Genomic DNA, 13,380 nt, shown 5'->3' with positions numbered 1-13,380 from the left:
GCGTTCTCAACCTCCGATCCTCCCAGCCCGGGCAACTACGCGTGCGCGGGCTCCCGGGAGAGGTCGTCGGTGTCCACGGGGTCCAACGTCTCGTCGGTGCCCAGGTAGTCCCGGCCGGCACGCAGCTCGTCGTCGGCGGCCGGGAAGTCCGGCTCACCGGCGCGGTCCGGGGCGGGCGCGGTCCCGCCCTCCTCGCCGCTGCGGGCGCTCTTGTCCCGCGTGAACAGCGACCGCCCCTTCTGCAGGTTCGGCCCGACGGCGAACGCCTTGATGCGCGGCTTGCTGCGCGGGCCGGCGTCGGACTCCCAGCTCTGGGTGGTCAGCGCCCCGTGCACGACGACCGGGTCGCCCTTGCTGAGGCTGGCTGAGACGTTGCCGCTCAGCGCGCCCCAGCACTCGACGTCGACCCAGAAGGTGCCGCTGTCCACGAACTCCTCGCGCGCGGCGTCGTACCGGCGGGACGTGGAGGCCATGCGGAAGTTGGTGACGGCGCCGCTCTGCAGGCTGACGCGGCGGGGTGAATCGACGACGTTGCCGACGACGGTGACCAGGGTGTCGTTCACGGTGCTCCTCAGGGGCTGCGCCGGATCCGGCGCGGCCGGCGCGGTGCCGGTGTGCCGTCGACCCTGACCGCCGCGGCCGCCGGTGGGCGGGCCGATCCGTGATCTGTGGAAGCCGGATCATCCTGTGGACGACGGGGGCCCGGGTCCGGCACCTGCCGCCCCGGCGATGCGATGATCGAGGCACGAGCGCCCGTAGCTCAGCGGATAGAGCAGGTGCCTTCTAAGCACTTGGTCGCAGGTTCGATCCCTGCCGGGCGCGCTCGTGGCGGTCTGACCTGCGGAACCTCCAGCGAGCAGGCTCGCCCCGACCACAGCTCAGTGAGCCACCCGTCCGTACCGACTGCGGTGGAACAGGAGCGGCATGCATCCGTCCGGCCCGCTGCGAATGGCCAGGACCCGCCCGAGCAGCAGGACGTGATCACCCGCTGGATAGACCGCCTCGAGCGAGCACTCCATGGCGCACAACGCCGCCGGAAGCACCGGATGCCCGGTGTGGCCCGGGATCGCGGCGAGTTCTGCCATCGCCGGGTTCCCGACCGGCCTGTCCCGTCGGCTGAACCGCACCGGGAGCTGGCTCTGCGCATCGGTCAGCACGTTGATCGCATAGCCGCCGGCTGCCTCGATGCGCTGACGCATGCGTCCGGCGGCACCCACCCCGACCATGACGAGCAGGGGATCGAGCGAAACCGAAACGAAGCAGTTCACGGTCATCGCGTCAGCTTCTGAGCCTTCGCCGCACGTCAGGAGCGCTACACCCGTCGGCACCGATGCCATCGCCCGTCGGAACGTCGCTGCATTCAGCTCCGTCGACGTCGTGGGACTTCCCATTCTCGGCCGCCCTCTTCCCTCTGATCCGTAGTCCTGTCAGTCCTTCGAGAGCGGTCGCCATCACACGGGCAGAGGGCGACGACCCGATCACCCGGCGTCGAAGCGCCCTGCACGTCCTCCGACCATTGCGGTCCACCCACGGAGATCGCCGGCGGCATGGTCAGCCACTGGCCGACAGCTGGCGGAGCAGCTGCAGCTCGGTCGGCGCCTGTATCGGCAGGAAGGCGGCCTCGCGCAGTCGCCGACTGGTCGCGGACGTGCTGAGGAAGCCTGCGCCTCCGGACACGAGGACTTCCAGGTCCGTCGCCCGGGCGGCGACAGCCGCGGCGTCCAGCCGCAGCTGCATCAGCGCCGCGATCTCGATCTCCGCACTGCGGTCCGACCAATCGTCCAACCGGTGGAGCACCCCGTCAGCGACCGCCGCGACGTCGGCAAGCCGCGCGTCCGCCACCGTCCGCAGCGGGCTGTCCCAGACCGCCGTCCGGGCACGCGCCTCGTTGACCGATCGGCGCGCCAGGCCGGCACACATCGCCGACTGCGCCAGCAGGAGCCGGGGGCGCACCTCCGAGACGAATCCGGCCATGTCCGTGCTGAGGATCCGGTCGACATGGACCACCACGTCGGCGAGCGTCAACGACGAGGAGCCGGTGCCGTTGAGGGCGAGCAGCGAGGGGGCCGGATGCAGAGTCACGCCGGGCGCCCCCACCCGGAAGGCGATGACCCACCGCTCCGCGGCGCCCTCCTCCGGCACTCGTACGGGCGCCACCACCACCGCGCCGTCCCAGAGGTGCGACGCCCAGGCCACGTGCCCACTCACCGACAGGCTGTGCCCGTCGCGATGGGCGACGAGCGGGACGTCACCCAGCCCGCACAGCTGGCCGAGCGCCGGCGCCATCGCAGTAGCCCCGGGCACGGTTCCGTCGCGGAGTCCGTCGAGAACCTCGGTGCACGTCTCGGACGAGGCGTGTTCCCAGTAGTCGATGACCGCGGTCTGGGACCACAGCGAGAAGGCGGAGCTGAGGCACTCCCCGGCGACGTCCTCGATGAGCGTCAGCAGCTGCTTCATGTCAGTCGAGCGGGGGGCGGCCCCGGACCGCAAGAGGCCATGCGCGCCGAGCAGTGCGAGCCCCTGCCGCACGTCGCCCTCACCTCGGTCGATGCGCGCGGCTTCACCGGCGTACCAGACGAGCATTTCGTCACGGTCCTGCCACGTCCACATCGCCGTCCAGTTCCTCTCACGTCGCGTCAACTTCGGCGACAACGACCTCTAGGCCAGGCCGACGAGCATGCCGGCCGCGGCGATGCCGCCGGCCACCACCACAGCCGTCGTGGCAAGAGTCGCCCGCCACCCGAACGCCCGGGCGACCATCGCGATCCCCGGGATGCTCACCGCAGGCAGTGTCACCAGGAGCGCCCCGACCGGCCCTGCCGCCAACCCTGCCAACACCAATCCGTGCAGGATCGGGATCTCACCGGCGGTGGGTATCACCATCAGCGTCCCGATGATCGCGGCCACGACGATCGCGAACAGACCGGCACCGAGCGCATCCACCTGGAAGAGCCAGCCGCGGAAGGCGCCCAGGAGGAACACCACCACGAGGTACTCGGGTACGAGCACGATCCCGAGCTTCAGCAGTGCGCGTCCGAACCGTGCCGGAGCCCCGACCAGCCAGGCGTCGTCCACCGGATTCTCGGCGGCGGAGAGCCGCAGAACCTCCGGCACGTCCGCGGTGGGGACCCGTCGGCCCTCGACCAGCCACCCGACCACGGCGGCGCCACCGATGACCACGAACAATGCGACCACCAGACGCGTCGAGGCCCACTGCCACGGCGCCACGAGCACCAGGAAGGCCAGCACCGCCGGGTTCAGCAGTGGATTGCCCAGCCAGTAGGCCACCGCCGCGGCGGTCGAGACCCCGCTGCGGCGCAACGTCACCGCTACCGGCGCGCTGCAGCAGGTACACATCATCGACGGCGCGCTGACCAGACCACCCACCGCCGCAGCACCCAGCTGTGTGCGCCGGTTCAGTACCCGCAGCAGCCACGCTCGCGGCACCAGCGCCTGGACCGCGGCAGCGATGACCAACGCCGTGAGCAGTGCCTTCCAGACAGCCTGCCCGTAGGTCCACGCGAACGTGGTCGCAGCGTTCCAACTCGGAGCATCTCCGGGCTGGACCCCGCCGACGGTGAGGATGCTGGAGCCGACCCACGTGTTGCTCGCCCCCAGCTCGCCCAGCTTGGCGCCATAGGGCAACCACTTCGACCAGAGCAGACCGGCCGCGAACAGGGCCACCGCGATCAGGACCCCAGCGACCGCGGTCCGGCGTGCAGGACGCGACTCAGGCAACGCGATGACGTCGGACATGGGGCGAAAATATCGACCGGAAGGTCGATGCGAAAGCCGATCAGAATTCGCCCCTGAACGGCGCCACGTCGCACGCGCAGCCATTCCTCGTCGACTGTGGGTCGCCGACCTGCAGGAGCGGTGATCGATTCTGCCGCGACCACGGCAACGACCGGAAGAATGCGGGACCCGGAAATCGAGCCGTCCCACCTCAGGACAGAAGGCGATGCGGCCGGGTCACGGATCCGGGAACTGACCGACTCCGTCGCTCAGGACGCACGTTCAGCCATTGTCGGACCTGGCCCGCATCGCGCTCCGCAGAAAGCGGTCGGCCTGGGCCGGCACCAGGTGCCCGGACCCGACCAACGCATCCAGGGACTCCCCGACGCACCCGGTGTAGAGGTCGGGCCGCAATTCGAGCGGGCACGGGATCTCGGGGAACACGATGCGTTCTCCGGGCCGCACGTCGTACAGCACGTTCCGCACCCCACCGGGCCAGTCCACCGTCACCGTCGCGACGGCAGCCGCTCCCATGCCGAACGTGCCGCGGAGTGAGTCCTGCGACGCGAAGCTGGCACCTGCGATGACCGGGCGCAGCACGGTCTCCCCGTCCCGCGGCGTGAATGCCACGACGGCCCCGACTCCGTCACGGTTGACCCGTCCCGTCTCGGTGAGACCGACGGTGCCCATCACGGTGACGGTCGCCGAGCCGTGAGCGTTGCCTCTGTTCAGCTCGACCGAGAGGTCGCCGGGGACCGTCCTGCTGTCGGTCGGTGTGAGCTGCATCCCGCCGCTCCCCTCGACCGGCCGGTATGTCGTGAGGTAGGCAGCGCCGTCGTCGAACGGCGACCCCAGCCCACGGGCGTACGAGTGGAGCGGGCCGGTGCTGCGGCCTTGTGCCACCGTGACGACGTCGACGAACCCGTTCTCGTCGAGATCGCCGCTGGCCACTCCGGTGACGACACGGCGGCGATGATCGGTCCCGGACCGTGCGATGGCGTCGTCGAAGGCGAAGGTCGGGAAGAAGTCGTCCCGCAGGGCATCGGGCCCGAGATTGCGGAGCAGGGCACCGGGGTTGTCGGCGGTCACGTAGCTCATGGGATCCATGCCGCCGTGGAACAGGATGTCCGTCGCGCCGTCGTTGTCGTAGTCGAAGGTGGTGGCGCCCCAGCCGAACGGCGTGGCTCCCAGTCCCCCGAGGGTCGGGTCCTCCCCGTCCTCGGCGGGCACGGGCAAGGTCGATCGCCGCGGATCCGCGAACGTGCCGTCAGCCCGCTGCAGGAACCAGCGGCTCGACATGTCACCGAGCTCCCCCTGCATGCCCGGCGGCATGTTCAACTGCATGTAATCACCAGAGTTGGACGCGAAGAGGTCGAGCCGCCCGTCGACGTTGAAGTCGCCGATCGCCAATCCCATCCACGCTCCTGGTTCGGCCAGGCCCAGCTCCCGGGTGACCTCACGGAACGCACCACTGCCGTTGTTCCGGAAGACGCGGACGAAGCCGCGGTCGATGCCGCCGTTCTTGGCGTGCGGGAGCATGCCCTGATCCGTCCCCGTGATGAGATCCGGATCCCCGTCGCGGTCGTAGTCCACGGCTGCGATCGCCCAGGTGATCCCCGCGACCGGAGCCGCTCCGGCCTGCTGGCTGTTGTCGATGTAGGCGAAGCCGGAGCTCTCGCTCACATCGGTGAACCGGTTGTCGCCCTCGTTGCGGAACAGTTGATCGGCCTGGTTCCGCTCGAACGGGACGGTCGTGATCGGGGAGCCGTCCACCATGTCGAAGGAGTTCGCCACCGCGATGTCCAGCAGCCCGTCGCCGTCGAAGTCGGCCATCGTGCAGCTCACGTGGCTGGCCTCGCCCCCGCCGGTGCCGGACTGGTCGGTGACGTCGTCGAACGTTCCGTCGCCACGGTTCACCAGCAGATGGTTGGACTGGTTGCGACCCAGTACGTAGAGGTCCGGGGCGCCATCGTTGTCGACGTCCCCCGAGCAGGCGCCGTTGGTGTCGGCGTCCCGGAGCCCGGCACCTGCGCCGGCGCCGACGTCCACGAACGCAAGCCGCCCCAGCTCGCCCAGCCGGTTGCGGTAGAGGCTGTTGTCCCGTCCGGGGCCGTTCGTGGCATAGATGTCCAGGTGCCCGTCGCCGTCGAAGTCCCGGATGACCACGCCCGGGATTCCCCGGTCGTGCACCGGCTCGGTCATGAGGTCGGGCATCCCGACCGACTCGGACTCGGCATGGGCGACCCTCCGCTCGTGCTCCGGCGAGGGAACCCGGCTGTAGTCACGGGTGTCCATCCAGGGCGAGACCTCCTGGAAGGTGACGCCCCCACCGGCGGTGCCGGCCGGTGTCGACGTACCGCACCCTGTGATCAGGGCGATCGTCACGAGCGGCACCCCGGCTCGGGTCCCCCGGATCCACGTGCGGCGGCGACGGGACATTCCACACCTCCGTGATGGTGTTCCGGGCTGGTCTGCCGCACGCGCGGGTGCCATGGCAGCCATCAGCTGAAGCGGGCCAAGGCCGTGACCAGGTCTGCCGGCAGGGGTGCCGGCATGACTCCTTCGGGCCGGCGACTCATGCAGGCGACGGTCTGGGCACCTCGAGCGACGAGCTGCTCTCCCCGGCCGAAGTCGAAACGCATGGAGACGCGGTTACCGGCCGTGCTGCCAAGGGTCATGAGCACCTCGACGTCGTCGAATGCATAGCATTCGACGTAGTAGTCCATCGAACAGCTGACCGTCACCATGGCCAGCGAACCGGCGGCGATCGCCGCGGCCGTCGCCGGGGCGTGCTGCGCCAGGAACATCTCGCGACAATGCCCCTGCCAGTGCAGGTAATGGGCGAAGTAGACGTTTCCGACGGCATTCGTCTCGTCAAGCGTCACGACGTGGCGGTGACGGAAACCGGTTCTGCTCGGGCTCGCGCCGTTCCCGTTCATGCCCGGTCCACCGCCACCCCGACGAGGAGCGGGGCCGGACGGCCGGCGACGCGGCACTCGGCGAAGACGACCCTGACCGGCCCGACATCGGCCACTGCGACGTCTTCGGCGAGTGTCCGGAGATCCACGCCGACGAGACGCCGGCCCGAGTCGTCCTGCACCGCTCCGAGCAGCTCACGAGCCACGGCCACACGTGCCTCTCCCCGCCGCGGGTCGCCGCCGCCGGCCGCGGCCCACTGGCCGGCGGCGGCGCGGTCCGAGTCGTCGAGCCTGACGGGGGCGCCCATCTCGCACACCGCGACCGGCACGGACCGATCGTCGCGCGTCCCTCGCAGAGCGGAGACCGGGCCGACCAGTTCGACGCCGGGAGCGGCGCCGCTCTCGACCAGCCGTCGCGCCGCCCACGGGGCGACCAGCATCTCCGGGAGTCCTTCCGGCCAGGCACGGTCACCGATGCGGCGGAGCCGCAGGCCGCGCCACCGTGCGGCGACGAGACCATCGGGGCGCACCAGGTCCACGTCGAAGGCGTAGTCGTGCGACGTGTGCGCGGTCTCCGTCGCCACGACCTTCATCGGTCCGGCAGGCCGGTGCCACACCGTGAAGGACTCCGCGGACTCGGGCAGGACACAGCGATGGGGGATGCAGGTCATGAGCACGTGGATGGTGGCGTCGTGGGCGCCCGGGTCACCCAGCAACAGATCGTTGCTGTGGTACTGGGCGAACCACGCAGGTGTGTCGACCGCGTCGATCCAGGCTTCCAGGCGGAAGGTCGACAGCCGTTCGACGTGGAGCAGCCGGCGAAATCGTTCACCGTGGAAGAAGAGGGGGCCGTAGAGCGCGCGAGCGCAGTCGTCGGCCTCGGGGGCGATCGAGGGTGCGTAGGGCTCCGGCTCGGCGCCCGCCGGCATCACCACCCCCTGGAAGCGGTTCTCCGCGAATCGGTCGCCGCTGTCGCGGAGGACGACGCGGGTCCTGCTGCCCTCGACGAGCGCTGCGGTGCGGAGCGTCAACGCCGACTGCTCGTCCACCGTGATCGGCGACCGGAAGACCACGTCGGCCATGGCCGACGGCGCCGTGACGCCCGCCGCGACGGCGGCCTGCATCATGGCCTCCATACCGACGACCGCCGGCAGGACGGGGACCCCGTCGATCCGGTGGTCGTCCAGGTAGGGATCCGTCCCGAACGACACGTCGGCATCCAGAACCGCCTCCACCCCCGCGAGAGCGACGACGGAGCGCTCGGCGAAACGGTGCAGCCGATCCGGCGAGGCCGGGATCGTGAGCGTGTGGCTGGCGGGGAACCTGGACGTCACCAGCAACGTCACGGGGCACGCCGGGTCGTCCAGCACGTCGAGGAACGCAGCCACTCCGCGCTCGGCGGGGATGGGATCGACCCCCTGGCTGCGCAGCGAGTCCAGCACATCCATCCGGGCTCCCATGCCGATGTCGGCCCACACCGACCACTCGAGCGCATGTGTCCGGCAGGCCGGATGCTGCTGCGCCCATTCCTCGAGCACGACCCGCAGCCAGTCGTTGGCGATGGCGTACTCGGCCTGCCCGACGAGGCCCTGCCTGCCGATGATCGAACCGAAACCGACCAGGAGATCCAGGTCCTCGCCGACCTCGGCCAGCAGGGCCACGAGCCCGTCGACCTTGGGGCCGATCGTCCCGGCGAGGGATGCCGCCGAGATCTCGCCGAGCCGGCGGGGGGTGTTCAGGCCTGCTCCGTGCACGATCCCTCGCACCGGGCCGAACTCCCGCGCCCGCGCGATGGCCGCCCCGACGGCAGCCGTGTCCGTGAGGTCGCAGCGCACGTAGTGGGCTTCGGTCTGCGTGCGGAGTTCCGCCATGGCGTCGGCGATCCCGGCGTCATCCGCGTCCGTTCGTCCCAGGAAGACGAGGACGCATCCGGTGCGGACCGAGAGAGCCTGGGCGCACGCCGCGGTGATCCCTCGGGGCCCACCGGTGACGAGGCAGACGTCGCCCGCGCGGAGCACCTGCGGGCCAGCTGCTGCGAGCGGCCGCAGGACCGTGCCCAGGACCTCGGTGAGGCCGTCGGCCCCCATGCGCAGCTCCTTGAAGCGCCGCCCCTCCTTGTCCCCCAGATCCTGCGGCTCGACGCGGTGCGCCAGGGACGGCACCTGCAGCACCGTGGTCGTCCACGGATCGACCTCCGTGCAGACGCTCCGCGCGAGACCGGCCGCGGCCGGGTGACCGTCGTGGATCAGCAGCACTTCGCGCGTCGGGCCGGCGGCCGCGCACTCGATCAGCGCGGCGACCCGGTCGATCCCGGCCTCGCGGGGAAGGACCATGAGCAACCCGTCCGCGTCGTCGGCAGCGAGGCTCCGGGCCCAGTGGCCGCTCGGCGCCACTACGCGCCACTGCGTCCGGTCCGTGGTGCCGGCGAGGAACGGCAGCCAGCGGTGCTCGAACGTGCGTACCCAGTTGTCGACCCCGACCACGGTGGCCGACGCACCCGCGGGCTGGGCGTTCTCGAGGAGGACCACGAGATCGCCCACGGTCGCCTGGGCGATCATCGGCACGTCCGGCGTCCGGACGCCCATGTCGGCGGCGATGCCGTTGACCAGCTGGACCACCTGGAGGGAACTCAGGTGGAGATCCCCCAGGACCGAGCAACCGGGCCGCACCGCCGACGTCGGCAGTTCCAGGGCTGCAGCCAGGCGCTGCCGGACGATGGCGCCCACGTCCCCGCTCACGGGCTGCGCCTCGTCCGACTCCGCCGGCCCCGGGGACGACTCGTCAGCGTCCGGCTGCGGCAGCGCCTCGGCATCGGCCCAGCCGTCCCTCTCCTCGCAGGGGCTGGCGACGAACCGGGGTACGGCGTCCCAGCGCAGGCTGCGGTGCGGCCGCGCAGCGAACCACGCACGCAGATCGGCTCCGGCGCCCGCTGCCAGTACGGCGATGGTCTCCGCATGGCTCCTCGCGGAGCCGGCGCAGTCGATGGACACCGCAGGGATGTCGGGGCGGATGGCGGCGGCCAGCCCGGCCAGGATCGAGCCGGGCCCCGCCTCGACCAGCACGTCGCAGCGGTCCGCCAACGTGCCCAGGGCCTCCTCGAACAGGACCGGGGCGGTCAGCTGGTCGGCCAGCGCCGTCCGCATCGCCACCTCGGTGCCGACGTGGTCGCGGCCCGTCACGGTGGAGATCACCGGACGTCGCAGGTCCGCCAAGCACGTGTCGGCGAGCACCGCCCGCAGCGGTCCGACCGCGGGCTGCATGGCGGGGCTGTGGAAACCGTGCGAGACAGGCAGCACGGTGGCCCTCCGGCCGGCAGCCCGGGCTCGGTGCACGGCGGTCTCGACCGCCGGCGTCGCCCCCGCGACGGCGACCTGGGCGGGCGCGTTGTGCGCCGCGACCACCACCGGGAGGCCGTCGACCAGCCGGCGCACCTCGTCGGTGGATGCGGCGATGGTCGCCATCGTGCTGCCCGGTGTCCCGTAGCGAGCCATGACCTCACCGCGTCGGGCCGCCAGCTCGACAGCCGCCCGGGCCGAGAGTGCCCCACCCCAGTGCAGCGCCGCGATCTCCCCGAGGCTGTGGCCCACGGCGGCCACCGCCGTCACCCCGAGCTCCTCCAGCCACCGGAGCGCTGCCACCTCCTGACGCAGGATGGCGGGCTGCGCTGCGTCGGTCTCCGTGGTGGGACGGTCGCCGGTGTCCACGACGAGATCCGCCATCCCGTCCGGGGCCGCCCACCAGGCGAGACGGGGACGGACGGGCGCCGCCTGACCGGGGAACATGAGCCCCACACGAGTGCGGAACCGATCGGCACCCAGCGCGACGCCCCGGGCCCGGTCGACGAACAGGTGACCGTCCCAGTCGGCTGCGGCTTCCGCCGCGGCGGCAGCCGCACGCGCCAGCTCGGCAGGAGAGTCGACCACGAGCGCGGCCCGCCAGGGGCCGTCCGCCTCACCCTGGTGCCACATGCTGGCCGCGACGTCGCGCACCTCTGCGTCGCTGAGCGCAGGGGCGGCGGCCTGCAGCGTCTGCAGTCGCCGTACCAGGTCGCTGCGGCTGCCGGCAGCGACCACGAGCACCTCGGGACCGCCGGGATCGCCGGCCCACCGGCGGAGGGCGGGCGTGATGGTTCCGCCGGCCGACGGCTCGGAGCCCGGTGCCGATCTCAGCACCAGGTGCCCGTTGATCCCACCGAAGCCCATGGACGAGACGCCGGCCCAGCGGGTGGGGTCCTGCCATGCCTCGGCCGTCAGGGGCAGGCGCAGCGACGCCCCGCCGTCCAGGAGGGGGTGCGGCCGTTCGCATCCCGTGACCGGAGGGATGACGGCGTGGTGCACCGCCAGGGTGGCCTTGATCAGCCCGGCGACGCCGGCGGCCGCCTTCGTGTGGCCGATGTTCGCCTTCACGCTGCCCAGCGCCGCGGCGCCCTCGGTGACGGTCCCCCGAATCGTCAGCAGCGCCTCGATCTCGGTGGCGTCCCCGACCGGCGTTCCCGTCCCGTGCCCCTCCAGCAACTGGGGAGCAGCTGGGGCCAGGCCGGCCATCGCATACGCCCGCCGCATCGCGAGGACCTGACCGCCGGACGTGGGCCGGCTCAGACCGCCCTGGCCGTCGGAGGAGGTTCCCCATCCGATGATCTCGGCGTAGATCCGGAGCCCCGCACGTTCGGCATCATCGGCCCGCATCAGGGCGACCACGCCGCAGCCCTCGCCGGGGAGGAAGCCGGTCGGGGCCGCGTCGTAGACGCGCATCTCGTCCTGGGCAAGGGCACCGAGCCTGGAGAAGCCGACGAGTTCGAACGGGTCGATGGACATGTCGACCCCGCCGGCGAGAGCGAAGTCCAGTTCACCTGCGACGAGGGCTCTGCCGGCGGTCATGACGGCCAGCAGGCTGGACGCGCAGGCGCCGTCCACGGTGTAACCCGTTCCCCGGAAGTTGAAGTAGTTGCAGACCCGTCCGGCGATCGTGTTCGACAGCGCGCCGGTGAGCGTCTCCGTGCCCGGCACCGGAAACGGCTCCTTGTACCGCCGTTCCATGTGCTTGAGGACATCCGCCGCCACCTCCGGTGCGACGCCGCCGGCCTCCAGGGCCGTCGCCGCGGCATCGGCCACGAAAGGCCAGCGCAGGCGCATGACGGAGGCGCGGCTGAACTCCCCGGTCAGGGAGTTCCCGAGCAGGACCCCGACATCGTCACCGGACAGCCCGACACCGTTCTCGTAGCCCGTGTCGGCCAACGCGGCGGCGGCCGTCTCGAGGGCCAGCCAGTGCGCCTGGTCGGTCGCTCGGTACAGCCCACCAGGAATCTTGAACTGCTCGCGATCGAACGCCCAGTCCCGCAGCACGGCCGCCCGGCGCACGTAGGCGCGGTCCGGCTCGTCCGCCCCCCCGCGGTACCGCGCCGAGACGCGGTCCTCCGGGAGGTCGCGGAATGCCCTCCGGCGAGCCAGGACGTCCTGCCACAGCTCGGTCGGATTGGAGACGCCTGGGTAGCGGCACGCCATGCCGACGATGGCGATCCGGGGCGAGTTCATGTGACGTCTCCCTCGGTGGATGCGGCGAGCCGCGGGCCACTGCTGTGTCCATTGATCCTTCGTGCGGGAACCGGCGTGCCCGGCACGGCCATGCGCAGTCCGATGACGTGCGTGGTGTCGGTCGGGCCGCCGCCGGCACGCTGGGTCGGTCCGAGCTCCGAGCCCGCCCCCACGGGCGCGACGACAGGCGCCGGGACGGACGCCGCCGCGGGAACGGGCACCGCCGCCACCGGCACCCTCTCCGGCACCGGCGCCGGCACCGGCGCAGGTGCCGGCGACGGCGCAGGGGCGGGGGAACCGGCCGGGGCGGGGGACGATCCCGGCGCCGCGCGCAGCCCGGTCAGGAAGCTCTTGATCTCCGGCAACGCCCGGGCGTACGGGGCGAGCAGGAGGACGGCGCCGCGGAGGACGCATGTGATGACGAGCGCGAAGAAGAGCCCGAAGGCCACACCCGACAGCACCAGCGCTCCGTAGATCGCCGCCGTCGTCACACCGAACACCACCTGGTTGCGCCGCTTCACCGGCGTGGTCCCCGGATCGGTGATCATGTAGTTCGTGAAGAGGATGAACGCGACTCCTGTCATCGGCATGAGCGCCGCCAGGAACGAGTGGTCGAAGACCACCGCCCGGACGGCCGCCTGAGCCACGAACCCCGCCAGCCAGCCGACGATGAGGGGCGCCTTACCGGTCAGCCGGACGTTGAGCACCGTCCCGAGGACCAGGATGCCCATGGGAAGAAGCCAGTCCATGACGCCCGTGGACGCGTTCGTGAAGTGGTAGGGCGGCGCGATCCCGACCCACGGGAACGCCACGAGGACCACCACGATCCCGGTGTTCGTCGGGTTCAGGAAGTGCCTCACCCGACCGTTGACCCGGAATCTGAACACGTACTTCGACGAGTTCGCCACGACGACGGCCAGGATGTACGGCCACAGGGACGCGTTGCCGTAGAGGAGCAGGCCGCAGGCGAGTCCGGTGATGTGCGGGGGGAGGAGGAAGGTGAGGAACTGACCCGGCCCCTGGAACTCGGCCGGCCGTCTGCGGGCCCACGCGTCGAGCGCCTCCAGCAGCAGCGCGGTCGCGTAGCTGACCGCCAGGGTCACGAACGGCACCAACGGTGCCTGCTCGAACCCGAGCATGGCGTGGCCGGCGATGGTCAAGGCCGTGATCGAGAGAGCAAATCGCCTCAGGGCCTT

Annotated in this window: 8 protein-coding genes and 1 tRNA gene; 1 reads left to right on the top strand and 8 read right to left on the bottom strand. The window is 71.4% G+C overall.

Features of this window, described 5'->3' with window-relative positions; translation table 11 throughout:
* Positions 1 to 35: 35 nt before the first annotated feature.
* Positions 36 to 563 (bottom strand): single-stranded DNA-binding protein, encoded by a 528-nt coding sequence (locus tag ABDB74_RS05865; RefSeq protein ID WP_346622481.1) that lies wholly within the window; start codon positions 561 to 563, stop codon positions 36 to 38.
* A gap of 186 nt (positions 564 to 749) precedes the next feature.
* Between ABDB74_RS05865 and ABDB74_RS05860 the strand changes: the two genes are divergently transcribed.
* Positions 750 to 822: transfer RNA gene (locus ABDB74_RS05860), tRNA-Arg, on the top strand.
* A 56-nt stretch (positions 823 to 878) separates the two neighbouring features.
* Here ABDB74_RS05860 and ABDB74_RS05855 read toward each other — a convergent pair.
* The 7 genes from ABDB74_RS05855 to ABDB74_RS05825 all read right to left on the bottom strand — a co-directional run bounded on the left by ABDB74_RS05855 (position 879) and on the right by ABDB74_RS05825 (position 13,344).
* Positions 879 to 1,337 (bottom strand): flavin reductase family protein, encoded by a 459-nt coding sequence (locus tag ABDB74_RS05855; protein WP_346622479.1) that lies wholly within the window; start codon positions 1,335 to 1,337, stop codon positions 879 to 881.
* Positions 1,338 to 1,551: 214 nt separating this feature from the next.
* Complete coding sequence (locus tag ABDB74_RS05850) at positions 1,552 to 2,457, bottom strand: acyl-CoA dehydrogenase family protein (RefSeq protein ID WP_346622478.1); 906 nt, start codon at positions 2,455 to 2,457, stop codon at positions 1,552 to 1,554.
* Between the two features lie 201 nt (positions 2,458 to 2,658).
* Positions 2,659 to 3,756: a permease gene (locus ABDB74_RS05845; protein WP_346622477.1), complete on the bottom strand. Its 1,098-nt coding sequence runs from the start codon at positions 3,754 to 3,756 to the stop codon at positions 2,659 to 2,661.
* A gap of 261 nt (positions 3,757 to 4,017) precedes the next feature.
* Positions 4,018 to 6,120 (bottom strand): VCBS repeat-containing protein, encoded by a 2,103-nt coding sequence (locus ABDB74_RS05840; RefSeq protein ID WP_346622476.1) that lies wholly within the window; start codon positions 6,118 to 6,120, stop codon positions 4,018 to 4,020.
* Positions 6,121 to 6,236: 116 nt separating this feature from the next.
* Positions 6,237 to 6,620: an acyl-CoA thioesterase gene (locus ABDB74_RS05835; protein ID WP_346622474.1), complete on the bottom strand. Its 384-nt coding sequence runs from the start codon at positions 6,618 to 6,620 to the stop codon at positions 6,237 to 6,239.
* A gap of 50 nt (positions 6,621 to 6,670) precedes the next feature.
* Positions 6,671 to 12,184: an SDR family NAD(P)-dependent oxidoreductase gene (locus ABDB74_RS05830; protein WP_346622473.1), complete on the bottom strand. Its 5,514-nt coding sequence runs from the start codon at positions 12,182 to 12,184 to the stop codon at positions 6,671 to 6,673.
* Complete coding sequence (locus tag ABDB74_RS05825) at positions 12,181 to 13,344, bottom strand: enediyne biosynthesis protein UnbU (RefSeq protein ID WP_346622472.1); 1,164 nt, start codon at positions 13,342 to 13,344, stop codon at positions 12,181 to 12,183. The genes ABDB74_RS05830 and ABDB74_RS05825 overlap by 4 nt, the downstream gene beginning before the upstream one ends.
* Positions 13,345 to 13,380: the final 36 nt, after the last annotated feature.

The organism is Blastococcus sp. HT6-4 (assembly GCF_039679125.1).
Lineage (GTDB): Bacteria > Actinomycetota > Actinomycetes > Mycobacteriales > Geodermatophilaceae > Blastococcus > Blastococcus montanus.
Note: the sequence above shows the minus strand (reverse complement) of the source record. Positions and strands in the feature narration are given on the sequence as shown.